A 23932-nucleotide genomic window follows, 5' to 3' on the forward strand; every position below is an offset into this window, starting at 1 on the left:
GACTGGATGTGGACGTACAATCACGACCGCCCGAACATGGCCCTGGGCGGATTTACACCAAAGCAACGGCTGGCCATGGCCGCTTAGTTTCTACTTCTGAGCCCCGTGGAAAACGGGGGGATTACCCAGGTCGGATTCTCTACCGACTGTTGGCCTAGAAAACGGGGGTGGGTCAATATCAGACATGCCTGATATGGCCTTGGCTAAGCGTGGGTATGATCGCTGTACGCATGCTGCTCTCCAAGACATTTGTCGGCTAAGGCCGATTCAATATTTGAGGAAGACCACGAGCGTCTTACTTTTTACTCAAGGACGAAAACTGATGAGCATCTTTTCTCGAACTGTCGCTGGCCTCGCTGCCAGCATGGCATTCTTCTCTGCAGAGTCTTTCGCGGTGCGAGTTCAGGCGATACCTAATAGCTGGACGATGCAATCTTACGGAGGTGTTGCTGTTGCGCTGTGGAATACCGGCTCGACATGCAACATGGGTCTCGTGGAGATTCCTCCTAACGAGAGCGAGCAACGTAGCAAATTGCTTTGGTCAACCGTATTGGCCGCTCGCGTAGCTCAGCTCCCCGTCTTTGTGGATTATGAGGTAAGCAGTGGACATTGCTACATCACCACTTTTGGCATTCCGCCGGCTTGACGATTTACTTCTGTCGCTTTCCCTCAGATCGGTGCCAAAAATAACGGGAGGTGGCACGGTCGTTCTGGAGACGGAATTCGGCGGGCGTCAGCCCGCCGAATATGTGATGGGTAATCTCGCGGTTGTAGTTGGTCGGTCACTGGTCCGCGTGCTCACGCTCATCGTTGAGGGTGCGGAAACCATGCATGTCGAGCACGCCACGCCGGTAGTTGCTATGGAAGCGTTCGACGTATCCGTTCTGCATCGGGCGGCCATGCTCGATGAGGTCCATGGCGATGTCTTTGCGCCTCGCCCATTCGGTTAATGCCAATGCGACAAATTCCGGGCCATTGTCCAGACGCAGCTTGGCAGGATGGCCAAGCCAAGCCAAGCCAAGCCAAGCCAAGCCAAGCCAAGCCGCGATGTGATGCGATGCGCTTCAGTGTGCGGGTGGCGCGAGTCGCCGGCATGTACAAGTCGACCTGATCGCGGGCGCCTCCCGGCTCAAGTCATCGATGACGTTGAACGTGCGAAAGCGCCGGTCATCCCGCAATGCGTCTACTAACTGCCTTCAGTACAGACAACTGCTTTCAGTCCTGATAAGAGTGGCTGCACGAATGATTGGTCCATCATAAGAGGCGTGGCCACTGCCCAGTGATAGATAGATGCGCTTGCGGCCATGCTGAGCTGGTCAGCAAGTCTCTGAATCACGCAGGGCTTTTTAATCTCTTAGGCAGCGCGAATTCGGTGCAACCAATAGTGCTGACGAAATGGCGGCGTCTGGTAGTCATTTTTATGAGAATGCGTCGGAGAAACTATTTTCTTGGTGGCAGCGGCTTGCGCCATTGCTCGATCCACCCCGAAAGATCCGCGAGGCGTTTTGCGGAGTCGTCGCGCAGGTTCATGCCGACGGCGGCGCCGGCGACGCGGCCTTCGGGGTCGATCAGCATCACGGTGGGATAGGTGCCGATGCCGAGGGTGTCGGTGAGTGCGGTGGCATCGACCAGTACGTTCCATTCCAGGCCGCGCTGGCGCACGAAGGCATTGGCTTGGTTGGCATCTTCATAGGTAATGGCGACGAAGTTCATATCGCTGTGCGCGCTTGCGTACGCGTTGAGCGTGGGCACTTCGGCAATGCAGGGGGCGCAGTCGGCGAAGAAGAAGCTCACCAGGGTGTAGCGGCCGCGGAAATCGCCGAGACGTTGTGTCTTGCCTTGTAGCGAGGTGAGTTCGAAGGGCGGGAAGGCATCGCCGCGGCTGAAGGCGAAGCGACCGGCTTCACCGGCGGATGCGCCGGGGCGGCGCAGGCGCAGCGCGGCGGCATGGGCTTGGCTGTCGCGGGTAATGCTGTAGTCGCGGCCTTGGCCCAGTTGCTGCGCGAAGGCGGCGTAGTCCAGGGGTTTGCCGGCAACGTCGAGGTAGCGCACGTTTGGCGATGCGCCCAGGTGCAGCGTGGCGGCGAAGCGTTGTTCCGCGCCGGGGTCTTGAGCGGCTGCCGCAAGCGGCAGGGATAGGGCGATGCTCAGCAAGGATGCACGCAAGCGGTGATGCCGCACGACGGTGGCTCCTGGGGCAAACAAAAAAGGCCGGCGCTCGCGCGCCGGCCTTTGCATGGCGATTATTCGCCGATGGTCAGCAGCGAGGCGTTGCCGCCCGCCGCCGTGGTGTTGATGGTGAGCGTGCGCTCGCCGGCAAAGCGCAGCAGGTAGTGCGGACCGCCGGCCTTCGGGCCGGTGCCGGAGAGGCCTTCGCCGCCGAATGGCTGCACGCCGACCACCGCACCGATCTGGTTGCGGTTGACGTAGCAATTGCCCACGCGCGCGTTGCTCTGGATGTAATCCACCGTGTCGTTGATGCGGCTGTGGATGCCGAGCGTGAGGCCGTAGCCGGTGGCGTTGATGTCGTCGACCACCTTCGTCAGTTCGTTGCCCTTCCAGCGGATCACATGCAGCACCGGGCCGAACACTTCGCGGGTAAGCGTGGACAGCGAGGGGATTTCGTAGGCGCGCGGCGCGAAGAAGGTGCCGTTGCCGGTGGTGGCCGGGTCGAGCGTCACTTCGCCGATCTTCTTGGCTTCCTTGTCCATGCGCGCGGCGTGATCGACGAGGATCTTCTTGGCGTCTTCGTCGATCACCGGGCCCACGTCGGTGGAGAGCTGGCCCGGGTCGCCTACCTTCAGTTCGCCCATGGCGCCGGCGAGCATGTCGCAGACCTTGTCGGCGATGTCTTCCTGCACGAACAGCACGCGCGCGGCCGAGCAACGCTGGCCGGCGGACTGGAACGCGGAGGAGATCACGTCCTTGACGATCTGCTCGGGCAGTGCGGAGGAGTCGGCGATCATCGCGTTCTGGCCACCCGTTTCGGCGATGAGCACGGCGATGGGTGCATTGCGTGCGGCCAGCGCGCGGTTGATCGCCCAGGCGGTTTCGGTGGAGCCGGTGAAGGCCACGCCAGCCACGCGCGGATCGCGGGTAAGGGCGGCGCCGACGGTGGCGCCATCGCCGGGCAGGTACTGCAGCACGTCGGCGGGCACGCCGGCTTCGTGCAGCAGTTTTACGGCGGCGTAGCCGATCAGGCTGGTCTGCTCGGCGGGCTTGGCGATCACGCTGTTGCCGGCGGCGAGCGCGGCGCTGACCTGGCCCAGGAAGATGGCCAGCGGGAAGTTCCACGGGCTGATACAGACAAACACGCCACGGCCGCTCAAGAACAGCTGGTTGCTTTCGCCGGTGGGGCCGGGCAGCTGTTCGGGATGACCGAACAGGCGGCGCGCCATGGCGGCGTAGTAGCGCAGGAAGTCGGCCGCTTCGCGGATTTCCGCGATGGCGTCGGGCAGGCTCTTGCCGGCTTCGCGCACGCACAGCGCGATGAATTCACCGCGACGGGCTTCCAGCTGTTCGGCGGCGTGCTCGAGGATGGCGGCGCGGCTGGCGGCCGGCAGGTGATCCCAGGCGTGATGCGCGCGAACAGCGTTGGCCAGGGCCTTGTCCACGGTGGCGCTGTCGGCGGTGACGTAGCTGCCCACCACTTGGCGGCGGTCGGCCGGGTTGGTCACCGAGACGGTGGCGCCCGTGCTGCTGGCGCCCGCCACCAGCGGTTCGGCCGTCCACGGGCCGGACTTGGCCTGGATGGCTTCGGCCAGCGCCTTCAGTTCGTTGTCGTTGGAGAAGTTGACGCCCATGGAGTTCTTCCTGGATACAAAAGTTGAATTCTGCGCAGGCGCAGCATTCTCACCGTAAAGGTTCACCGGCAGCGGAATGCGCGGGTGGGGGATGGAGGCAAACGAGCGCACGGTTTCGCACGGATCGGCCACTAGGTCGCGTACCGGCAGCGTCTCATCGACCACGCGGTTGACGAAGCTGGTGTTGGCGCCGTTTTCGAGCAGGCGACGCACCAGGTAAGGCAGCAGGTCTTCGTGCGTGCCCACCGGCGCGTACACACGGCACGGCACATTGAGGTTCTGCTTGCCGATCACTTCGGCGTACAGATCCGTGCCCATGCCGTGCAGGCGCTGGTACTCGTAAGGACGGCCATGCGCGATGTGATGCACGGCGGCGATGGTGTGCGCGTTATGCGTGGCGAACTGCGGATAGATCAGTTCCACGCCGGCATCGAACAGCTTGCGCGCGCAGGCCAGGTAGGACACGTCGGTATTGGGCTTGCGTGTATACACCGGGTAGCCGGAGAGACCGTTTTCCTGGGCGCGCTTGACCTCGGCGTCCCAATAGGCGCCCTTCACCAAGCGAACGTACCAGCGGCGGCCGGTGGCGCGGGCGGTTTCGATCAGCCAGTCGATGACGAAAGGGGTGCGTTTGGAATAGGCCTGCACCACGATGCCCAGGCCATTCCAGCCTTGCAGGGAGGGGTGCGCGAACACATCGCCGATGATGTCCAGCGACAGTTCCAGGCGATCGGCTTCTTCCGCGTCCACGGACAGCGCGATGCCCTTGCTCATGGCCAGCTGCGACAACTCCAGCAGCTTGGCGGTGAGGTCGCGACGGGCGATCTCGCGCTTGGCCACTTCGTAGCGCGGATGCAGCGCGGAGAGCTTCACCGAGATCGACGGTGCATCGGTGTGGTTGGCGAACGGGCCGCGCGAGCCGATGGCGGCGATCGCGTTGCGGTAATCCTGCTGGTAGCGCTCGGCGGTTTCGCTGGTGAGCGCCGATTCGCCGAGCATGTCGTAGGAATAGCGATACACCGCGTATTCCTTTTGTGCGCAGCGATCCAGCGCGTCGTTGATGGTTTGCCCCATCACGAACTGGTGGCCCATGATGCGCATGGCCTGGCGGACGGCCAGGCGAACGGCCGGCTCGCCGGCGCGGCCCACCAGGCGACGCAGGGCGCCGGTGAAGTCGTGGCGGGTTTCCTCCGACAGCGTCACCAGCTTGCCGGTGAGCATCAGGCCCCAGGTCGACACGTTGACGAACATCGACTCGCTCTGGCCGAGGTGCTTCTTCCAGTTGGCGTCGCCGAGCTTGTCGCGGATCAGCTTGTCCGCCGTGCTCTTGTCGGGAATGCGCAACAGTGCTTCGGCCACGCACATCAACAGCACGCCTTCTTCGGAGGAGAGGTCGTACTGGCGCATGAAGGATTCGACCGCGCTCTGGTCCTTGGCGCGGGCGCGCACGCGGCTGACCAGGTCGGCGGCCAGGTCGATCACCTTCTCGCGCTCAGCGGGCGGCAGGGTGGCCTGGGCCAGCAGGTCGTTGACCGCTTCGGTCTCGTCACGCAACCAGGCCGCGGTAATGCGGGCACGGGCCGGCTGCACGCCGGTCGGGAGTTCGGGGCTAAGTATGGGCTGTGTCACAGGATGGCCAGAACAGAGGGCGGGGCGGGGAATCGCCGGATTGTACGCGTGGGGGAATGCGCACGCATCCGTACGGGGGTGTTGCGCTGCGGCACACCTTATATATGTGGATGGCTTTGCGGGGAGCCGGTGGGTGCCGATGCCCAGGCGTGCCGGGGCCGGGGCGAACCCAGCGGCGCCAGCTCGCCGCTGCGGCCGGCGCGCTGCGGCGCGACCCGTGGCAAACCGTCGCACCCCCTCCGGGGCGGGTCCATGGGCCATGCACGACCCACGGCGTGCGAGTGCAAGCCTATGACGTGCAAGGCAAAGGTGATGGTGCGCGTGCGTGCTGCGTGTCATCGGTCGCACACATTTCTCGTTCATCCCCGCTTCAAATCAAGCGCCTGCGGCGTTGTTGCTCATCGTGGTCGAGGCGGCCTATCATGCCGATGTTCCAGGCACGCCGGATCCTCATGATCGTGCTTCGACCTGCTGGTGCCGGCTCGCCGTGCGCAACGATGTGGCTCAAGCCAAATCGTGCCCTCAGCCGCCGGGATCTGCGTCGACTCATCGGAGTATTGGCGGCGCTGGCACTGACGACGGCCGGGTTGGGGGCGTGGCAGGGGAATGTCTTTGCACCGCTGTTTGCCTTGGTCGAGTCTTCCGCAGTGGCTTTCGCCCTTGGCGTAGCCTGGCGGGCTGGCGACCGCAGCGAGCGCATCACCCTCGACGAATCGTCGCTGGAGGTGCAATTCCTGCCAGGTCGTCGATGTGCGCGCTTTCCCGTTTATTGGGTGCGCGTACAGTGGAAGGCCGAGCAGGGGAGGGCTCGTCTGTTGCTTACGTCGCACGGACGGGAGCTGGAAATCGGTGCTTTTCTCGCGGATGAGGAACGTGCCGAGCTGTCTAGGAAACTCATGGTGTTGCTGAGGGAGCTCAACGATCCTCGGCGACGCAGGTAGGTTCAGACGCACAAAGGTGCAACACATGACATTTGGCGGTGGCATCAGGCCTGGCAGTATCAAGCGAGCAGTTGCGGCATGCGCACTCTTCGCTCTCGCAATGTTCGGCGGCGTGGCATTCGCCAATCCCCAGCCAGGACAGTTGAACATGACCCGCGGCGCTGCCGAGTGGTCGTCCGAGCCTTACTTCCTCAACAACGTCGCGCTCGGCGTGTGCGTGGTGATCGGCGTGCTGGTGTTCGGCGCGATGTTCATCGCCATGTTCCGCTTCCGCAAGTCGCGCGGCGCGGTGGCCGAAAAGTGGTCGCATAACACCACGCTGGAAATCGTCTGGACCACCATTCCGGTGATCATCCTGATCGTGCTGGCCTACCTGGCCACGGGCGGCCTGCGCACCTTCGCCGATACCACCGGTTCGGAAATGACCGTCAAGGTCACCGGCTACCAGTGGAAATGGCGCTATGACTACGTCGACTACAAGGGCAAGGCGATCGACAAGGTCGGCTTCATGTCCAAGCTCGACCGTGAGAGCGACGAAACCCGTCAGCTCAACTCCGGCCTCGACCCGAATGCGGTCAAGGTGGACGGCTACAACACCTACCTGATCAACGTGGACAAGCCGCTGGTGGTTCCGGTTGGCACCAAGATCCGCTTCGTGATCACCGCCGGCGACGTCATCCACTCGTGGTGGGTGCCGGCGCTGGGCTGGAAGATGGATGCCATCCCCGGCATCGTCAATGCGGCCTGGACCAACATCAAAGAGCCGGGCGAGTACCGCGGACAGTGCGCGGAACTGTGTGGCCAGGACCACGGCTTCATGCCGATCGTGGTGAAGGCGGTGCCCAAGGCGGAGTTCGAGCAGTGGCTGGCCGAGCAGCAGGCGCAGGCCACTCAGCCCGCGCCGGCGGCTCCGGCGGCGGCTTCCACCGCGCCCGCGCCGGCTACCGCACAGGCTTCCGACGCACCCGTTTCCCAGGGCCATCAGGGCTGATCGCTCAGCTCGTCCAACGTATCCGCTTTTAGGTAGAGGTGTAAGGTTATGGCCCACGCAGCCACGCACGATCACCACGACGATCATCACGGCGCGCCCAAGAACTTCTTTGTGCGTTGGTGCATGTCCACCAACCACAAGGACATCGGCACGCTGTACCTGGTGTTCTCACTCCTGATGTTCTTTATTGGCGGCAGCTTCGCGATGGTGATACGCGCGGAGTTGTTCAAGCCCGGCATGCAGCTGGTGCAGCCGTACTTCTTCAACGAAATGACCACCATGCACGCGCTGGTGATGATTTTCGGTGCAGTGATGCCGGCCTTCGTGGGCCTGGGCAACTGGATGATCCCGTTGATGATCGGCGCGCCGGACATGGCCCTGCCGCGCATGAACAACCTGTCGTTCTGGATTCTGCCGTTCGCCTTCGCGCTGCTGCTGTCCACCCTGTTTCTACCGGGTGGCGGCCCTGCCGGTGGCTGGACCATGTATCCGCCGCTGTCGCTGCAGGGCGATTCGGTGGCTTATGTGGTGTTTGCGGTGCACTTGATGGGTATCAGCTCCATCATGGGTGCGATCAACATCATCGCTACCATCCTCAACATGCGCGCGCCGGGCATGGATCTGCTCAAGATGCCGGTGTTCGTGTGGAGCTGGCTGATCACGGCGTTCCTGCTGATCGCGGTGATGCCGGTGCTGGCGGGCGCGGTGACCATGCTGCTCACCGACAAGTATTTTGGCACCAGCTTCTTCAATGCGGCCGGTGGCGGTGACCCGGTGCTGTTCCAGCACATTTTCTGGTTCTTCGGTCACCCCGAGGTCTACATCATGATCCTGCCGGCCTTTGGCCTGGTTTCGGAGATCATCCCCACTTTCGCCCGCAAGCCGATCTTTGGCTACAAGGCCATGGTGTTCGCGATTGCCTCGATCGCCTTCCTCTCGTTCATTGTGTGGGCGCACCACATGTTCGCGGTGGGCCTGCCCTTGGGCGGCGAGATCTTCTTCATGTACGCCACCATGCTGATCGCGGTGCCGACGGGCGTGAAGGTGTTCAATTGGGTGAGCACCATGTGGGGTGGCTCGATGACGTTCGAGACCCCAATGCTGTTCGCCGTGGCCTTCGTGATCTTGTTCACTATCGGCGGCTTCTCGGGCCTCATGCTGGCGTTGGCGCCGGCCGACTTCCAGTACCACGATTCCTACTTCGTGGTGGCGCACTTCCATTACGTGCTGGTGACCGGTGCGATCTTCGCGATCATCGCCGCCACCTATTACTGGCTGCCGAAGTGGACCGGCCACATGTATTCCGAGACGTGGGGAAAGATCCACTTCTGGAACAGCGTGATCTGGGTGAACGTGTTGTTCTTCCCGCAGCATTTCCTGGGCCTGGCGGGCATGCCGCGCCGTATCCCCGACTACAACGTCGCCTTCGCCAACTTCAACATGATCAGCTCCATCGGCGGCTTCCTGTTCGGTGCCTCGCAGCTGATCTTCCTCGGCGTGATCGTCCATGCCGTGTGGTTCTCCAAGAAGAAGGCTGCCGACCGCGTGTGGGAAGGTGCCAAGGGCCTGGAGTGGACGGTGCCGTCGCCGGCGCCGTACCACACGTTCGATGTGCCGCCGGTGATCCACGACGACGAGTTGGCTCACGGCCACGTCGAAGACTAAGTACATGCATGACTGCTCCGGTCGTGTGCCGGAGCGGGCGGAGTCGAGTCGGATGAAGCAGCCTTCAAGCGCAACGATCGAGCAGGCCCGCAAGCGCGGAGTGCGACGCACCGTCACGGTGTTCGGCGCCATCGCTCTGGCGATTTTTCTGCTTTCGCTGTGGCAAGGGTTGACGTACTCCTGACGCGTTGCCGCAGCAGTATTCCACCGTCGCGCCGTTTGGGCGCGGCGGGTTGAAGTTCCCTGTGCCGTTCGGCGGGGGCGGAAGTAAACAAGAGAAATCCACGGGGATCGCACCATGGGTCAGCAGCAAGGCGCTTATTTCGTTCCGAGCAAGAGTTCATGGCCGATCGTGGCCGCGGTCGTCATGTTCGTCACCGTGTTCGGTGCCGCGCACTGGCTCAATGCCCCTCCGGGTGAGGCCAGCTTCGGCAAGACCGTGCTTACGGTCGGCTTTATCGGCATCCTGCTGATGTTCTTCGGCTGGTTCCGCTCGGTGATCCGCGAGTCGCTCGCCGGCAACTACAACAGCCAGGTGGATCGCTCGTTCCGCATGGGCATGATGTGGTTTATTTTCTCCGAAGTGATGTTCTTCGGTGCCTTCTTCGGTGCGCTGTTCTACGCCCGCATGTTCGCGGTGCCGTGGCTGGGCGGCGATGGCCATGGTGTGCTGACCCACCAGTTTCTGTGGAGCGATTACGCGGCCGCATGGGGTGCCGGCGGTGGCGGTGGTCCGGAGCGCATCGGTGGCCAGTTCCAGACGGTGGCTCCGTGGGGTTTGCCGCTGCTGAATACGCTGATCCTGCTTACCTCCAGCGTCACCATCACCATCGCGCATCACGCGCTCAAGGCGGGGCATCGCGGCAAGATCCTGGTGTTCCTGGGCCTTACCGTGCTGCTGGGCACCACCTTCCTGTATTTCCAGGCGCACGAGTACATCGAGGCCTATCGGGAGCTCAACCTGACGCTGCAGAGCGGCGTCTACGGTTCGACCTTCTTCATGCTTACCGGCTTCCACGGCATGCATGTCACGTTGGGCACCATCATGCTGGCCATTATCTGGCTGCGCGTGGCGAAGGGTCACTTCACCAAGGATCACCACTTCGGTTTTGAGGCGGTCGCCTGGTATTGGCACTTTGTGGACGTGGTGTGGCTGGGCCTGTTCATGTTCGTCTACATCCTCTGAGGCGCTTGCGCGCCGCAGCAAAAAGCCCGCCGAACGGCGGGCTTTTTTTGTGGCTGCCGTTTCCCCGGCCGGGCCGAAACGCCAAGGCCCGCCAGGTGGCGGGCCTTGGAGGGAACCGGATGTCGCAGCGGCGCGCCGCTGGCACCAGCCAGCTACAATTACTGACCCACGCCGTGGGGATGCAGCCAGCCCATCCAGATACCGAGCACAACCATCAGGATGAGCAGCACCGACAAGCCGATGCGGCGCGTCAACGCCCACACCGTGCGCTTGCTGCTTTCCTTGTCGGTCATCATGAAATACAGGGCTTGACCAAGATTGAACAGCACCACCAGCAGCAGAATCACCAGCGCATATTTGTAGATGGTTTCCACGTGATTGGTCCGAACGTTATTGACAGTCCGAGTATAGCGGCCGTGCGCGGTGCCTCTGCGTGAAGTGGCTGCGCCGTCCATCCTGGTTTGCACTGCTGCTGACGCTGGCAGGCGCCTTGTTGTTCATACGTTTGGGCGTGTGGCAGCTGCATCGCGCCACGGAAAAGGAAGACATTCTGCGACGGTATGCCGCAGCGGAAACGGCCGCTCCGCGTGACTTTGCCGCAGTGGCGCTAAAGCCTCCGGCGGACGCGTTTGCCAGGGTTGGCGTACACGGCGAGTATCTGGCCGATCGACTCTATCTGCTGGACAACCCCAAGCACGATCAGCGCGGCGGGGTGGAAGTCTATGCGCCTTTGCGTCTGCGCAACGACGATCGCTTGCTGCTGGTGGATTTGGGTTTCCTGCCGGGTAATGGCACCGATCAGTCGCCGCAATTGCCGCCGTTGCCCGTGGCCATGCAGGAGCTGCACGGCCTGTATCTGCCGCCGCCGGGCGTGGGGTATGAAATGGGCGGCAACGCATTGGCGCGCCAGACGCGCTGGCCCAAGACCACGGTATACCTGGATATCGCGCAGGTCTCCGCCGATCTGGGGCGCTCCCTGTATCCGTATGTGCTCTCGCTGGACCCGGACCCTGGCGCCATCTACGTGCGCGAGCACACGCTCGATTTTTCCGCGATGCCGCCCGCGCGCCATCGTGCCTATGCGTTCCAGTGGTTCACCTTTGCCCTCGCGGCGGTGGTGATTCTGCTGGTGCTCCATCGCCGTCGCCCCGCATCCCCGTCGGACCGCCCATGAATAAGCCCGATCCCGCCGCGCTGCGCGCGAGCCGTCTCAAACTCTTGTTGATCATGCTGGTGTTTGCCGCGCCCATCCTGGCGGCGGGCCTGCTCACCCTGGGTGGCTGGCAGCCGAGCGGCAAGGCCAACGGCCAGCCCGTATTGCCGCAGCGCAATTTCGCCCAGGAGCAGTTGCCGGTGAATCTTGCCGACGGCAAGGCGTGGGTTTGGCGTGACAGCGAGCCCAAGCTCACCTTGATCGCGCTGGCGGGCCCGAACTGCGCCGCGCAGTGCCTGGATACCCTGACCAAGATGGCAGCGGCGCGCATTACGCTCAACCGCAACGCGCCACGCCTGCGTCTGCTGTACGTGGGTATGCCTCCGGCCCATGCGGCGGAGAGCGGCATGACCGAGTATTGGCAACTGGGCGAGGACCCCCAGGCGCGACTGGCCACGTTCCGGCCGGAGGCGGCCGATAGCGTGTCGGCGTTGCTGGTGGAGTCCGATGGCACGGCGCTGTCGTTTTATCCGGCGGGGTTCGATCCCTCCGGCCTGCGCAAGGATCTGCAGAAGGTGATTCGTTGATGAGCGCCCGTTCCCTCAAAGTGCTTCGCGGCTTGGCCCTGCTGGCGGCGGTATTTGCCTTTGGCGTGGTGATGTTCGGGGCGTTCGTGCGCTTGTCCAACGCCGGTTTGTCGTGCCCGGACTGGCCTACCTGCTACGGCAAGATCAGCTGGCCCGAGCATCAGCACGAAATCGCCCAGGCCAACCAGGCCTTTCCGGATCGCCCCTTCGAAACGCACAAGGCATGGCGCGAGCAGGTGCACCGTTTTCTTGCCGGTACGCTCGGCACCCTGGTGCTTGCGCTGGCCTTGATCGCCAGCTGGCGGCGCCCGTGGGCACGTTACGCGGTGATCCTTGGCGCAATCTTCGCGGCGGTGGGCGTGGGCTTGTACATACGTGGCGAACATCATTGGTCGCTGCTGATCTCCGGTCTTGCCATCGCTTTGCCACTGATCGCGGCCATCGGTTTGCAGCGCCCCGGCGCATGGCGCATCAGCGTGCTGGCGCTGTCGGTGGTGATATTCCAGGCGATGCTTGGCATGTGGACGGTGACCTTGCTGCTCAAGCCCATCGTGGTGATGGGGCATTTGATGGGCGGCATGGCCACGTTCGCGTTGTTGGCGTACGCCGCGCTGCGTTTTGCGGGCGTGAGCGCTCGCGACGATCAGCTTGCCTCGTTGCGTCGTGCCGTGGTGGTGGGCATCGTGTTGTTGCTGGCGCAGATCGCGCTAGGCGGCTGGACGTCGTCCAATTACGCCGCGCTGGCTTGCGGTACCGATTTCCCCAGGTGCCTGGGGCAGTGGATGCCGCCCACCGACTTCCATGAGGGCTTTGTCTTGTGGCGCGGCATTGGCGTGAATTACGAAGGCGGTGTGCTCGACATGGCGGCACGCAGCGCCATCCAGATCGCGCATCGCATCGGTGCGCTGGTGGTGTTCTGCTATCTGGCGTGGCTGACGCAGCGCGCCATGCGCCGCGGCCTGCGCGCACAGGGGCTTGCGATGGCCGTGGTGTTGGTGGCGCAGGTGTTGCTGGGCATCAGCAATGTGCATTTCGGGCTGCCTTTGCCGGTGGCGACGTTGCACAATGGTGTGGCGGCGCTGCTGCTGTTTACCTTGCTGGCTACACTGGCGCGCACGCAGAAGCGCCACGACGAGTCGATGTTCCATTCCTACGGGCGCTACTGACGATGAGCCGTCGTTTCCATGAGTACCTGGAGCTGACCAAGCCGCGCGTGGTGGCGTTGCTGGTGTTCTGTGCCGTCATCGGCATGTTTCTCGCCGTGCCGGGCGTGCCGCCGTGGCGGGCGCTGGTGTTCGGCACGCTGGGTATCTGGATGGCCTCCGCCTCGGCGGCGGCGTTCAATCATTTGATCGATCAGCGCATCGACAAGGTGATGGCGCGCACCGCCCATCGCCCGCTCGCCACCGGACATCTCAAGCCACTCCAGGTGTTCACCTTCGCCATGGTGCTGGGTGCCGTCTCGATGCTGATTCTGGTGTTGCTGGTGAATCCGCTCACCGCGTTGCTGACCTTTGGCGGCTTGATCGGTTACGCGGTGGTCTACACCGCTTACCTCAAGCGTGCGACGCCGCAGAACATCGTGATTGGTGGCCTGGCCGGTGCGATTCCGCCGGTGTTGGGGTGGACGGCGGTCACCGGCGAACTGCACGCCTTCGCGCTGCAGTTGTGCCTGATTATCTTCGTATGGACGCCGCCGCATTTCTGGGCGCTGGCGATCTTCCGTCGCGATGATTACTCCCGCGCGCAGGTGCCGATGTTGCCGGTGACGCATGGCGTGGTGTTCACCCGCTGGCACGTGTTGTTCTACACGATCCTGTTGGTGCTGGTGACGCTGTTGCCGACGCTCACGGGTTACAGCGGCATGGTGTATCTGGGTGGCGCCGTGGTGCTGGGCGTGGGTTTTCTCTACTACGCGATCCGCTTGCTCAATCCGCCGGACGAGTTGTTCGCGATGAAGGTGTTCAACTATTCCATCGTGTACCTGATGGCCTTGTTCGCCTTCTTGCTGGCGGACCATTGGCTGATGGAGCCGCTGGTGCAGCATCAGAGCATGGTGTTTCAACGCGCGGCGTGAGTGGTGGCCGATCGCGTGCGCTTCGCAGCCCCGCCGGGGTGCAGGCGGGGAGGCGCGGGTAGGGGCGTCTGCTACCCGCTACGCGAGGGGCCAGCCGGGGCTGAGTCGCCCGCATAAGGTCGATGCATGGGGCCTGCCCGCGGGGCGTCGCACAGGCCGGTGCCATCATGGGGCGCCTCGCGCCCATGGCTGCGTCGCGGCGGCGTGTGCAGCGCAGCAACTTTCGATCCCCATTCCACCGTCACAGGGTTGACACTTGCGCAGCGCAGCAAGACAATTCGCGCGCCACCAGGCGCAACGCGCCCCACGTGGCCTCTGTCCTATCAACCCAAGGCATATGGACGTTTACCCTAGTCGCAATGTCGACATCCGCGAGCATCGGGTGCCGGCATCGCATAACAAGCTGACTTGCTGCGGCGACCGCCTGCGGTCGGCTGGCGCTTTCCTCGACTAGGGAAGACCGGCCCACCTCTGACGGCGCCGTCGGCGCCGTTAACGAGGAGATGGGCCCATGAAGCTCCTTCGCGATTTCTTTCGTTTGCACACGGCTGCGCGCCTGCTATCGGGCCGTGCCGTGGATTCCCGTCGTGCCTGGACCATTACGGTCCCCGCACCGCTCAACGATGCCCCCGCTCCGGCCGTCACGCTGGACATGCACTGGAATGCCGAGCCTGCGCGCGGCCGTCCGGTGGCGCATTGGCATGAACATGCCGCTCCGCAAGCGCAGCGTCATCTACAGCTGGTATCCAGTCACTGATGAAGGCCTCGTCGCGCATCGAATGGCCCCGCAAGGGCTGGCCTCCGCCAGTCCCGTGGGATCGATTGCGACGAAGTCTGTAATGCAGGTCATGGCGTCACGCGCGGGGTAAGGCCCCGCCGGCTCGCTGGTCCGGCCCTGATGTCACCGATTTTCACGGAAGCGAGTCATGTCCAAGCACTCCCCCCAGACCGTCACCGGCAAGGCGGCCGGCAAGAATGCGGCCGCGCCATTGCGCGTGGCCGTGGCGCAAGAAGCCTTCCGCCATAACGAGGCGCTGTTCGCGGCGCTCGATACCAGTGCCGCCGGTTTGAACGAGGAGCAGATCGCCGAGCGTCTCGATCGCGATGGCGTGAACGAGGTGTCGCACGAGCGTCCGCCGCATTGGACCAAGCAGCTCCTGCACGCCTTCATGAACCCGTTTATCGTGGTTCTGCTGGTGCTGGCCTGCGTGCAGCTGGCGACCGATCACACCAACCTCACCGGCCCCACGATTATTTCGGTGATGGTGTTCATCAGCGTGTTCCTGAGCTTTACCCAGGAATACCGCTCGTCCAAAGCAGCCGAAAAGCTCAAGGCGATGGTGCGCAATACCGCCACGGTGACGCGCCGCGCCTCCGATGGCCACAGCGAGCGCATCGAAGTGCCGGTGGGCGAATTGGTGGCGGGCGATATCGTGCATCTGGCGGCGGGTGACATGGTGCCCGCGGACCTGCGCCTGGTCTCGGCCAAGGATCTTTTCATCAGCCAGGCCATTCTTACCGGTGAGTCGCTGCCGGTGGAGAAAGCGCCGCCTTCGCAGTTGCAGGCGCATGACGAACTGGACGGCCAGGCCGGCGACAGCCCGCTGGATCTGGGCACGGTCTGCTTCATGGGCACCAACGTGGTCAGTGGCACGGCCACGGCTGTGGTGGTGGCCACCGGCGGTCGCACCTATCTCGGCTCGCTCGCCCGCTCGGTGGTGGGCCAGCGCGTGCAGACCAGCTTCGACCGCGGCGTGAAGAGCGTGAGCTGGCTGCTGATCCGCTTCATGGCGGTGATGGTGCCGATCGTTTTCTTCATCAACGGCCTGGACAAGGGTGACTGGCTGCAGGCGTTCTTGTTCGCGCTGTCGGTAGCGGTGGGCCTCACGCCCGAGATGCTGCCGCTCATCGTGACGGCGAACCTGGCCAAGGGCGCCATTGCGATGTCCAAGCGCAAGGTGGTGGTGAAGCGCCTCAACGCTATCCAGAACTTCGGCGCGATGGACGTGCTGTGCACGGACAAGACCGGCACGCTCACGCTGGACAAGATCGTGCTGGAGCGCCATCTGGACCTGTTTGGCGAAGAGTCGGACGAGGCGCTGGAGTTCGGCTATCTCAACAGCCGTTTCCAGACCGGCCTGAAGAACCTGATGGACAAGGCGGTGCTGGCGCATCGTGACCTGGAAGAGGTGGCGCAGCACTTCCACATCGTCGACGAGATCCCGTTCGACTTCCAGCGCCGCCGCATGTCGGTGATCGTGAGCAACGGCAACGGTAACGAACTGCTGGTCTGCAAGGGCGCGGTGGAAGAGATGCTGGCGATCTGTTCGCACGCCAAGGCGGGCGACGAGATTCTGCCGATGGACGACGATCAGCGCGCCAGCATCAAGGCGATGACGCGTCACCTCAACGAGGATGGCTTGCGCGTGCTGGTGGTGGCGGTGAAGCATCAGCCGCCGCTCGATCGCGCCTACGGCGTGGCGGACGAAAGCGGCCTCACGGCGATCGGTTGCCTGGCTTTCCTCGACCCGCCGAAGGACACGGCCGGTACGGCGATTGCCGCGCTTCATCACCACGGCGTTGAAGTGAAAGTGATCACCGGCGACAACGAAGCGGTGACGCGCAAGATCTGCCGCGAGGTCGGCCTGGACGTGGCGAACTCGGCACAAGGCAAGCACATTGAGCCGCTGGACGACGATGAGCTCGACGAGCTGGTCAAGCGCACCACGGTGTTCGCCAAGATGTCGCCGTTGCAGAAGGCGCGCGTGGTGAAGTCGCTGCAGCGCCAGGGCCACACGGTGGGCTTCCTGGGCGATGGCATCAACGATGCACCGGCGCTGCGCGAGGCGGACGTGGGTATCTCGGTGGATACCGCCACCGACATCGCCAAGGAGTCGGCGGACATCATCCTGCTCGAAAAGAACTTGATGGTGCTGGAAGAGGGTGTGATCGAAGGCCGCATTACCTTCGGCAACATCATCAAGTACATCAAGATGACCGCCAGCTCGAACTTCGGCAACATGTTCTCGGTGCTGGTGGCGAGTGCGTTCCTGCCGTTCCTGCCGATGCTGCCGCTGCAACTGCTGGTGCTGGACCTGCTGTATCACACCTCGCAGTTGTCGATTCCGTTCGACCGCATGGACGATGAGTACCTGCGCAAGCCGCGCAAGTGGGACGCCAGCGACATCGGCCGCTTCATGGTGTGGATCGGTCCCGTCAGCTCGATCTTCGACATGACGACCTATTGGCTGTTGTGGCACGTGTTCGGCGCGAACTCACCCGATCACCAGGCGTTCTTCCAGACCGGCTGGTTCGTGGAGAGCCTGCTCACGCAGACGCTGATCGTGCACATGATCCGCACGCGCAAGATTCCGTTCCTGCAGAGCATTGCTTCGGCCCCGGTGCTGGCGCTCACCACGGCAACCATCCTGATTGGCCTGGTGTTGCCGTTCACGGGTATCGGCGCGAAGTTCGGTTTCGTCGCGTTGCCGATGGTGTACTACGGCTGGGTTGCGGTAACCGTGTTCACCTACGCGGTACTTACGCAGATCGTCAAGACGGTGTACATCCGCCGTTACGGTCGCTGGCTCTGACGCTGGCGCTCATGGCTGGCGCGAGGTGACTCCGGTCGCCTCGGCGCCAGCCTGACGATGGTTTGGACGGCACCGGCGCGGGCGCGGGTGCAGACGTCCGGCCTTTCCCGAAGAAAACGTGGACGGCGCTGTCGTCCCCACTGTTTCAAGGAGATGGAGCCATGAAGGGAACCTTCGCTCTACTCGATATTGCCGGCTACGTGGCGCTGCTGCTGTGGGGTACGCACATGGTCACCAGCGGTGTGTTGCGCGGTTATGGCAGCGCGCTGCGCCGCTGGATGGGGCGTTACCTCGGTCATCGTCCGGCGGCCTTCGGCTTTGGCGTGTGCGTTACCGCCGTTCTGCAAAGCAGTACCGCCACCGGCCTCATGGCGACTTCGTTCGCCGCCAGCGGCTTTCTGGGCCTCGCGCCGGGATTGGCGGTGATGTTGGGCGCCAACGTCGGCACCACGCTGATCGTGCAGGTAATGTCGTTCGACATCGCCATCGTGGCGCCGGTGCTGATACTGCTCGGCTTTGCCATTCATCGGCGTACCGATGATGTGAGCTACGAAAACCTCGGCCGCGTTTCCATCGGCCTGGGTTTGATGTTGCTGGCTTTGCATTTGCTGGTGGGCGCCATGGCGCCCGTGGAGAACGCGCAGGTGCTGCGCGCGATCCTGCAGAGCCTGGCGAGCGAGCCGGTGTTGGCCATTTTGGTGGCCGCTCTGCTCACCTGGGCGTGCCATTCCAGCGTCGCCGTGGTGCTCTTGATCGTGTCGCTGGCCAATGCAGGCGTGGTGGATGCGTCGGGTGCGCTGGCACTGGTGCTGGGAGCCAACCTGGGCGGCACCATTCCTGCGCTGATGGAGGCGCACACACCAGTCGCTCGCCGTCTGCCAATGGGCAATTTGTTGGTGCGCGCGTTCGGTTGCGTGGTCTGCCTGCCGCTGCTGTCGTTGTTGCCTCACTGGCTGGCGCCGCTGGGCAGTTCGCCGGCACGTATGGCGGTGAACTTCCATACGGCGTTCAACCTCGGGCTGGCGCTGATCTTCCTGCTGCCGGTGCAAAGCCTTGCCCGTTTGCTGGTTCGCCTGCTGCCCGATCCCCCCAAGCCCAACGACCCCGGCGTGCCCCAGTACCTGGACGAGGGCGCACTGGATTCGGCCAATGTGGCGCTCGCCAATACGGTGCGCGAGTCCATGCGCATGGCGGACATGGTGGAGGGCATGCTCAAGGGGTTGGTGGAGGTGTTCGGCAAGGACGACCGCAGCAGCGCCGCCGCGATCAGCCGCACGGATACCTACCTTGACCGCCTGGGCATGGCGATTCGCGAGTACCTTGCCGATCTCGGTGGCGAAGCGCTGAACGAGGAGGATGGCGAGCGCAGCCAGGAGATCCTGGCCTTCGTGATCAATCTCGAACACATCGGCGACATTACCGCCAACAACCTGATGGAGTTCGCCGCCAAGAAGGCGCAGAACGGCCAGGATTTCAGTGCCGAAGACATTCAGGATCTCGCCGCCATGCACGCCCTGGTGATGGAGAGCCTGCGCCTGGGGCTGACCGTGTTCCTGCGTGGCGACTTGCGTGCGGCCCAGCAACTGGTGGCACGCAAGGAGGCCCTGTGGCGCCTGGAGAACGAGGCCTCGGAGCGGCACATCAAGGCCCTGCGCGAGCGCCGCGATGGCGGTGGCGGCGCGGACGTCTACCTGCGCATCCTGCGCGACCTCAAGCGCATCCATTCGCACCTGGCCGCACTGGCCTACCTGCCGCTGGAGCGGGCGGGCCTGCTGCAGGATCGCCTGATACGCGAGCCGGCGACGACCTGACGTAAGCCTTGGTCGTTATCGTATTTGTCTTGTAAAGGAGTGACGGCACATTGGACCCGGACCCATCGACTGAATCCGAATTTTCTTGCTGACCGATTCGATCCCGCTTTTGCGCACCCTCCGTTCGGAGTGACCCCGCACGCGGCGACCGGATCCGGTCAGCCCGCGGACGGGTCAAGCGTTGACGGCTCATCAGTAGCCGCACCTTTCCCTTTCGCATCACGCGCTCTGTGGCTTGTTGGCCGCAGCGAGTGCACGTATGCCTAATATTTTCAGGGGAATACCCATGTCGTACCGCTTGACCCGACTGTGTTTTGCATTGGCCGTTGGCTTGCCCTTGGCCGCCTGTTCCTCTCACGGCGACAAGGGGGCGGATGCCGGCCCCGCGTTCGTGGATGACCATGGCGTGCTGCGCGTGCCGGAGAAATCGCCGCTGCGTAAGGAGCTGGTGGTGGCGCCGGTAGACGTCCATACCCAGCCGCACGCGATGGTGTTTCCGGGCACGGTGGAGGCCGACCCTGCGCGCACGTTCAACGTGCTGGCGCCGCTTACGGGCCGCGTGACGGAGCTCAAGGTGGGGTTGGGCGATCATGTGAACCGCGGCCAGTTGCTGGCGGTGATCGAGTCCGGTGACATGGCCCAGGCACATGCTGACGTGGTCAAGGCCACCGATGCTTTGGCGCTGGCCCAGAGGCAGCTGGAGCGTGCCCGCGGCGTGCAGCAGGCCGGTGGCAATGCGATGAAGGACCTGGAATCGGCCCAAAGTGCTTACAACCAGGCCAAGGCCGAGATGGATCGCGCGCAGACGCGCCTCAGCTCGCTCAACGCGGGCGGCACGCCGGCCGGCGCGCGCAGCATCCAGATCGTCGCGCCGACCAGCGGTTACGTGACGGCCTTGAACATCGCCCCGGGCGCGTACGCCAACGATCCCAATGCGGTGCTGATGACCGTCGCGGATCTAAGCTCGGTGTGGATCACCGCCAACGTGCCGGAGGCCGATGTGGGCCAGGTGGCCAAGGGGCTGGCCGTGGATGCCACGCTGTCGGCCTATCCGGATCAGGTGTTTCACGGTCAAGTGAGTTTCGTCAGCCAGGTGCTGCAGGCCGATACGCGTCGCGACATGGTGCGGTCCGTCTTTGCCAATGCGGATGGACGTCTAAAGCCCAATATGTTCGCCAAGGCAAGCATGGCGGTGCCGCAGCCGGCCCAGGTGTTCGTGCCGCAATCGGCGCTGCTGATGAACAACGACAGCACCACGGTGTTCGTCGAGGTGTCGCCGTGGACGTTCGAGCGTCGCAAAGTGGAGTTGAGCTACGACGAGTCGGCTGATGCGCGCGTGCTCAAGGGACTGAACGCGGGCGATCGTGTGATCGTGAAGGGCGGAGTTCTGCTCAATGATTAACGCGATCTTCCATTTCTGCTTCACGAAGCGCGTGCTGTTCATCGTGGTGTCGTTGCTGGTGCTGTGTTTTGGCTACTACTCGTGGACACAGTTGGCCATCGAGGCTTATCCCGAGCTCGCGGACGTCACCGCGCAGGTCACCACCCAGGTTCCGGGTTTGGCCGCGGAAGAGATCGAGCAGCAGATCACCACGCCGCTGGAGCGTGGCCTGGCCGGCACGCCCGGTCTGGTGAGCATGCGCTCAAGCAGCACGTTCGGCCTGTCGCTTATCACGCTCGTATTCAAGGACGGTGCCGAGGATTACTGGTCGCGTCAGCGCGTGATGGAGCGCATCAGCCAGGTTACCTTGCCGCCGGGTGTTACGCCCGGGCTCGACCCGGTGTCCGGCCCGGCGGGTGAAATCTATCGCTACACGCTGGAGTCCAACACCAAGAACCTGATGGAGCTTTCCGAGCTGCAGACCTGGGTGGTCGTGCCGGCGCTGCAGCGCGTATCGGGCGTGGCCAACGTGGATACCTTCGGTGGCTTCACCAAGGAGTTCCAACTGGAGCTCGATCCCGCCAAGCTGCTCAAGTACGGCGTCAGCGTCAGCCAGGTGAGCAGCGCCATTTCCGCCAATACCGCCAATGCCGGCGGTGGACGCATTACGCGCGGCGAACAGTCCTACATCGTGCGCGGCATCGGCATGGTGCACACGCTCAAGGACCTGGGCGACATCGTGGTGACGCAGAGCAATGGCGTGCCGGTGCTGGTGCGCGAGCTGGGCAAGCTGCAGTACGGCCATCAGGTGCGCCAGGGCATTCTGGGCAAGGACAATAACCCCGATACCATTGAGGGCATCGTCGACCTGCTCAAGTACGAAAATCCCTCGCAGGTGCTGCAGGGCATCCATGCCACGGTCGAGCAGCTCAACAAGCAGCTGGCCGCGCAGGATGTGCGTGTGGTGCCGTACATCGATCGCGACGATCTGGTGGAGGCCACCAAGGACAAGGTATTCCACACCGTGATGGAAGGCGTGGGCCTGGTGTGCATCGTGCTGATCCTGTTTCTGGGCAGCCCGCGTTCGGCGATGGTGGCGGCGGTGGCCATTCCGATGTCGCTGGTCACGGTGTTCATCCTGATGCACTTCACGCACATGCCGGCCAACCTGTTTTCGCTGGGTGCGATCGACTTTGGCGTGATTGTGGATGGCACCATCGTGGTTACCGAGGCGATCCTGCGTCGACGCGAGGAAAAGCCCGGCGCCGTGCTGACCGAAGATGACGTGATGACGGTGACCAAGCATGTGGGGCGCTCGATCTTCTTTGCCACGCTGATCATCGTTACCGCTTACCTGCCTCTGTTCGCCTTTGAGCATGCGGAAGGCAAGCTGTTCAGGCCGATGGCTTTCACCGTGGGTTATGCCTTGCTGGCGGCCTTGCTGTGCACCGTCACGCTCACGCCCGGCCTGGCGTATTTTGCGCTGCGCAAGCCGCGCAAGATCTTCCATAACAAGCCGCTGGAACGCTTGCAGGCGGCGTATACCGCCACGCTGGGCAAGTTGCTGGGCCGCCTTCCGGTGGCGTACTCGCTGGCCGGCGTCGCCTTCGTCGGGGTGCTGGTGCTGGGCATGAGCATTGGCCGCGAGTTTCTGCCCGAGCTGGACGAAGGCTCGTTGTGGCTGCAGGTGCAGATGCCCACGGGTTTGTCGCTCGACAAGGCCAGCGAGATGACCGGCGAGTTACGCCGTGCTGTACGCGAGTTCCCTGAAGTGTCCTATGTGGTGACCCAGATGGGGCGCAACGATACCGGCACCGATCCGTGGACACCCTCGCACGTGGAAGCGGGCGTGGGCCTCAAGCCGTACGACACCTGGCCCAGCGGCGAGAGCAAGGCGGAGTTCCTGCGTCGTTTCAATGCGCGCATGCAGCAGCTGCCTGGCATGTCGGTGGGCATTAGCCAGCCTATCGTGGACGGCGAGAACGACATGATCGGTGGCGCGCACAGCCCCTTGGTGCTGCGCATCTATGGCGATGACTTCAACGAGCTGCGCCGCGTTGGCGGCGAGATCGTGGACGTGCTGCGCGGCGTACGCGGCACGGCCGAGGCGTCGATCTTCCAGGAACCGCCGATTCCGCAGTTGGCCATCACCGCCGACCGCGATGCCGCGGCTCGCTACGGCATCAATATCAGCGATGTGAGCAGCCTGATCCAGACCGCACTCGGTGGCACGCCGATCACCCAGGTCTATGTGGGCGACCGCATCTATAACGTGACCGCACGAGTTTCCAACGACGTAGCCAACAACATTGAGGCGGTGGGTCAGTTGCCGTTGACCTCGGCCGGTGGCGCGCAGGTGCCGCTCAAGCAGGTATCGGATATTCGCCTGCGCACCGGTGAAAGCACCATCGCGCATGAGCAGAGCAAGCGCCAGATCACCATCCGCATCGACAATCGCGATCGCGCCTTGTCTGAGTACCTGGCCGATGCGCAGCAGCAGATCGATGCCAAGGTGCATTTCGACAAGCAGAACTACCACTTGCAGTGGGCGGGTACCTTCGAGAACCAGCAACGCGCGCAGGCGCGGCTGATCGTGGTGATGGGCCTGGTGCTGGCCATCATGGCGGTGTTGCTGTTCGCCGAGTTCGGCAAGCTCCATCAGGCCGCGTTGGTACTGGGTGTGGTGCCGCTGGCCACGGTGGGCGGCCTGATCTCGCTGCATCTACGCGGCGAGACGCTCAATATCGCCACAGCGGTGGGTTTTATCGCGCTGTTTGGCGTGGCAGTGCAGAACGGCATCATCATGGTGTCCAACATCAATCGCGTGCGCAAACAGGGCCACGGGCTGAAGGACGCGGTGCTGGAAGGCGCCACCGAGCGCTTCCGGCCGGTGTTGATGACGGCCACCGTCGCCAGTGTGGGCATGCTGCCCGCGGCGCTCGCCACCGGCATCGGCACCGACGTGCAGCGCGGCCTCGCTACCGTGGTGGTAGGCGGCTTGCCCATTGCTACGTTGCTTACCCTGTTCGTGCTGCCCGGCCTGTATTTCGCCGTCGAGCGCTTTATCGAGCGCCGCCGTCGCCAGCACCGTCCGCATCCGACGCGGGAGCTTTGA

18 protein-coding genes and 2 pseudogenes are annotated in these 23932 nt (G+C 63.5%); 16 read left to right on the top strand and 4 right to left on the bottom strand.

From position 1 onward, the window contains the following. Positions 1 to 87, top strand: a pseudogene (locus tag JHD67_RS15305) (IS3 family transposase); the annotation flags it as partial. Between the two features lie 235 nt (positions 88 to 322). Next, positions 323 to 646: a hypothetical protein gene (locus JHD67_RS15310; protein WP_199100096.1), complete on the top strand. Its 324-nt coding sequence runs from the start codon at positions 323 to 325 to the stop codon at positions 644 to 646. A gap of 4 nt (positions 647 to 650) precedes the next feature. On the opposite strand, the pseudogene JHD67_RS22380 reads toward JHD67_RS15310, so the two are convergent. The 3 genes and pseudogenes from JHD67_RS22380 to putA all read right to left on the bottom strand — a co-directional run. Continuing rightward, positions 651 to 1190, bottom strand: a pseudogene (locus JHD67_RS22380) (integrase core domain-containing protein); the annotation flags it as partial. A 250-nt stretch (positions 1191 to 1440) separates the two neighbouring features. Then, on the bottom strand, positions 1441 to 2181 hold the full coding sequence (locus JHD67_RS15320) for a TlpA disulfide reductase family protein (RefSeq protein ID WP_199100098.1): 741 nt from the start codon (positions 2179 to 2181) through the stop codon (positions 1441 to 1443). Positions 2182 to 2243: 62 nt separating this feature from the next. Beyond that, positions 2244 to 5432, bottom strand: coding sequence for a bifunctional proline dehydrogenase/L-glutamate gamma-semialdehyde dehydrogenase PutA (gene putA, locus JHD67_RS15325; protein WP_199100099.1), 3189 nt, complete (start codon positions 5430 to 5432; stop codon positions 2244 to 2246). Between the two features lie 497 nt (positions 5433 to 5929). Here putA and JHD67_RS15330 point away from each other — a divergent pair, with 497 nt between their 5' ends. The 5 genes from JHD67_RS15330 (at position 5930) to JHD67_RS15345 (ending at position 10215) form a co-directional block, all read left to right on the top strand. After that, the gene (locus tag JHD67_RS15330) at positions 5930 to 6373 is read left to right on the top strand and encodes a DUF2244 domain-containing protein (protein ID WP_199100120.1); all 444 of its coding nucleotides are present in this window, start codon (positions 5930 to 5932) and stop codon (positions 6371 to 6373) included. Positions 6374 to 6473: 100 nt separating this feature from the next. After that, a complete protein-coding gene (gene coxB, locus JHD67_RS15335) occupies positions 6474 to 7364 on the top strand; it encodes a cytochrome c oxidase subunit II (RefSeq protein ID WP_233171944.1) in 891 nt (296 codons plus the stop codon). Between the two features lie 123 nt (positions 7365 to 7487). Then, positions 7488 to 9029, top strand: coding sequence for a cytochrome c oxidase subunit I (gene ctaD / locus JHD67_RS15340; RefSeq protein ID WP_233171945.1), 1542 nt, complete (start codon positions 7488 to 7490; stop codon positions 9027 to 9029). A gap of 52 nt (positions 9030 to 9081) precedes the next feature. Then, positions 9082 to 9213, top strand: coding sequence for a hypothetical protein (locus JHD67_RS22640; RefSeq protein ID WP_255557329.1), 132 nt, complete (start codon positions 9082 to 9084; stop codon positions 9211 to 9213). Positions 9214 to 9327: 114 nt separating this feature from the next. Next, the gene (locus JHD67_RS15345) at positions 9328 to 10215 is read left to right on the top strand and encodes a cytochrome c oxidase subunit 3 (RefSeq protein WP_199100101.1); all 888 of its coding nucleotides are present in this window, start codon (positions 9328 to 9330) and stop codon (positions 10213 to 10215) included. Positions 10216 to 10373: 158 nt separating this feature from the next. Here the strand turns inward: JHD67_RS15345 and JHD67_RS15350 are convergent, their stop codons facing one another. Beyond that, a complete protein-coding gene (locus JHD67_RS15350; RefSeq protein WP_199100102.1) occupies positions 10374 to 10589 on the bottom strand; it encodes a twin transmembrane helix small protein in 216 nt (71 codons plus the stop codon). Positions 10590 to 10648: 59 nt separating this feature from the next. On the opposite strand from JHD67_RS15350, the gene JHD67_RS15355 reads away from it, so the two are divergent. The 9 genes from JHD67_RS15355 (at position 10649) to JHD67_RS15395 (ending at position 23932) form a co-directional block, all read left to right on the top strand. Further along, complete coding sequence (locus tag JHD67_RS15355; protein ID WP_199100103.1) at positions 10649 to 11389, top strand: SURF1 family protein; 741 nt, start codon at positions 10649 to 10651, stop codon at positions 11387 to 11389. Further along, positions 11386 to 11955 carry a hypothetical protein gene (locus JHD67_RS15360; protein WP_199100104.1) on the top strand — a complete coding sequence of 190 codons (570 nt, stop codon included), beginning with the start codon at positions 11386 to 11388 and terminating at the stop codon, positions 11953 to 11955. The genes JHD67_RS15355 and JHD67_RS15360 overlap by 4 nt, the downstream gene beginning before the upstream one ends. Then, entirely contained in the window at positions 11955 to 13121 is a 1167-nt protein-coding gene (locus JHD67_RS15365) for a COX15/CtaA family protein (protein ID WP_199100105.1), read from the top strand. Before JHD67_RS15360 ends, JHD67_RS15365 begins: the two co-directional genes overlap by 1 nt. Before the next feature lie 2 nt (positions 13122 to 13123). Further along, positions 13124 to 14032 (top strand): heme o synthase, encoded by a 909-nt coding sequence (gene cyoE / locus JHD67_RS15370; RefSeq protein WP_199100106.1) that lies wholly within the window; start codon positions 13124 to 13126, stop codon positions 14030 to 14032. 511 nt (positions 14033 to 14543) lie between these two features. Then, positions 14544 to 14789, top strand: a complete 246-nt coding sequence (locus JHD67_RS15375; protein WP_199100107.1) for a hypothetical protein — start codon at positions 14544 to 14546, stop codon at positions 14787 to 14789. A 169-nt stretch (positions 14790 to 14958) separates the two neighbouring features. Further along, positions 14959 to 17625 (top strand): magnesium-translocating P-type ATPase, encoded by a 2667-nt coding sequence (mgtA, locus tag JHD67_RS15380; protein ID WP_199100108.1) that lies wholly within the window; start codon positions 14959 to 14961, stop codon positions 17623 to 17625. Positions 17626 to 17786: 161 nt separating this feature from the next. Further along, positions 17787 to 19436, top strand: coding sequence for a Na/Pi cotransporter family protein (locus JHD67_RS15385; RefSeq protein ID WP_199100109.1), 1650 nt, complete (start codon positions 17787 to 17789; stop codon positions 19434 to 19436). A 286-nt stretch (positions 19437 to 19722) separates the two neighbouring features. Further along, positions 19723 to 20838 carry an efflux RND transporter periplasmic adaptor subunit gene (locus JHD67_RS15390; protein WP_199100110.1) on the top strand — a complete coding sequence of 372 codons (1116 nt, stop codon included), beginning with the start codon at positions 19723 to 19725 and terminating at the stop codon, positions 20836 to 20838. Further along, positions 20831 to 23932 (top strand): CusA/CzcA family heavy metal efflux RND transporter, encoded by a 3102-nt coding sequence (locus tag JHD67_RS15395; protein WP_199100111.1) that lies wholly within the window; start codon positions 20831 to 20833, stop codon positions 23930 to 23932. The genes JHD67_RS15390 and JHD67_RS15395 overlap by 8 nt, the downstream gene beginning before the upstream one ends.

Source organism: Dyella sp. ASV21 (genome assembly GCF_016428975.1).
In the GTDB taxonomy this organism is placed as follows: domain Bacteria; phylum Pseudomonadota; class Gammaproteobacteria; order Xanthomonadales; family Rhodanobacteraceae; genus Dyella.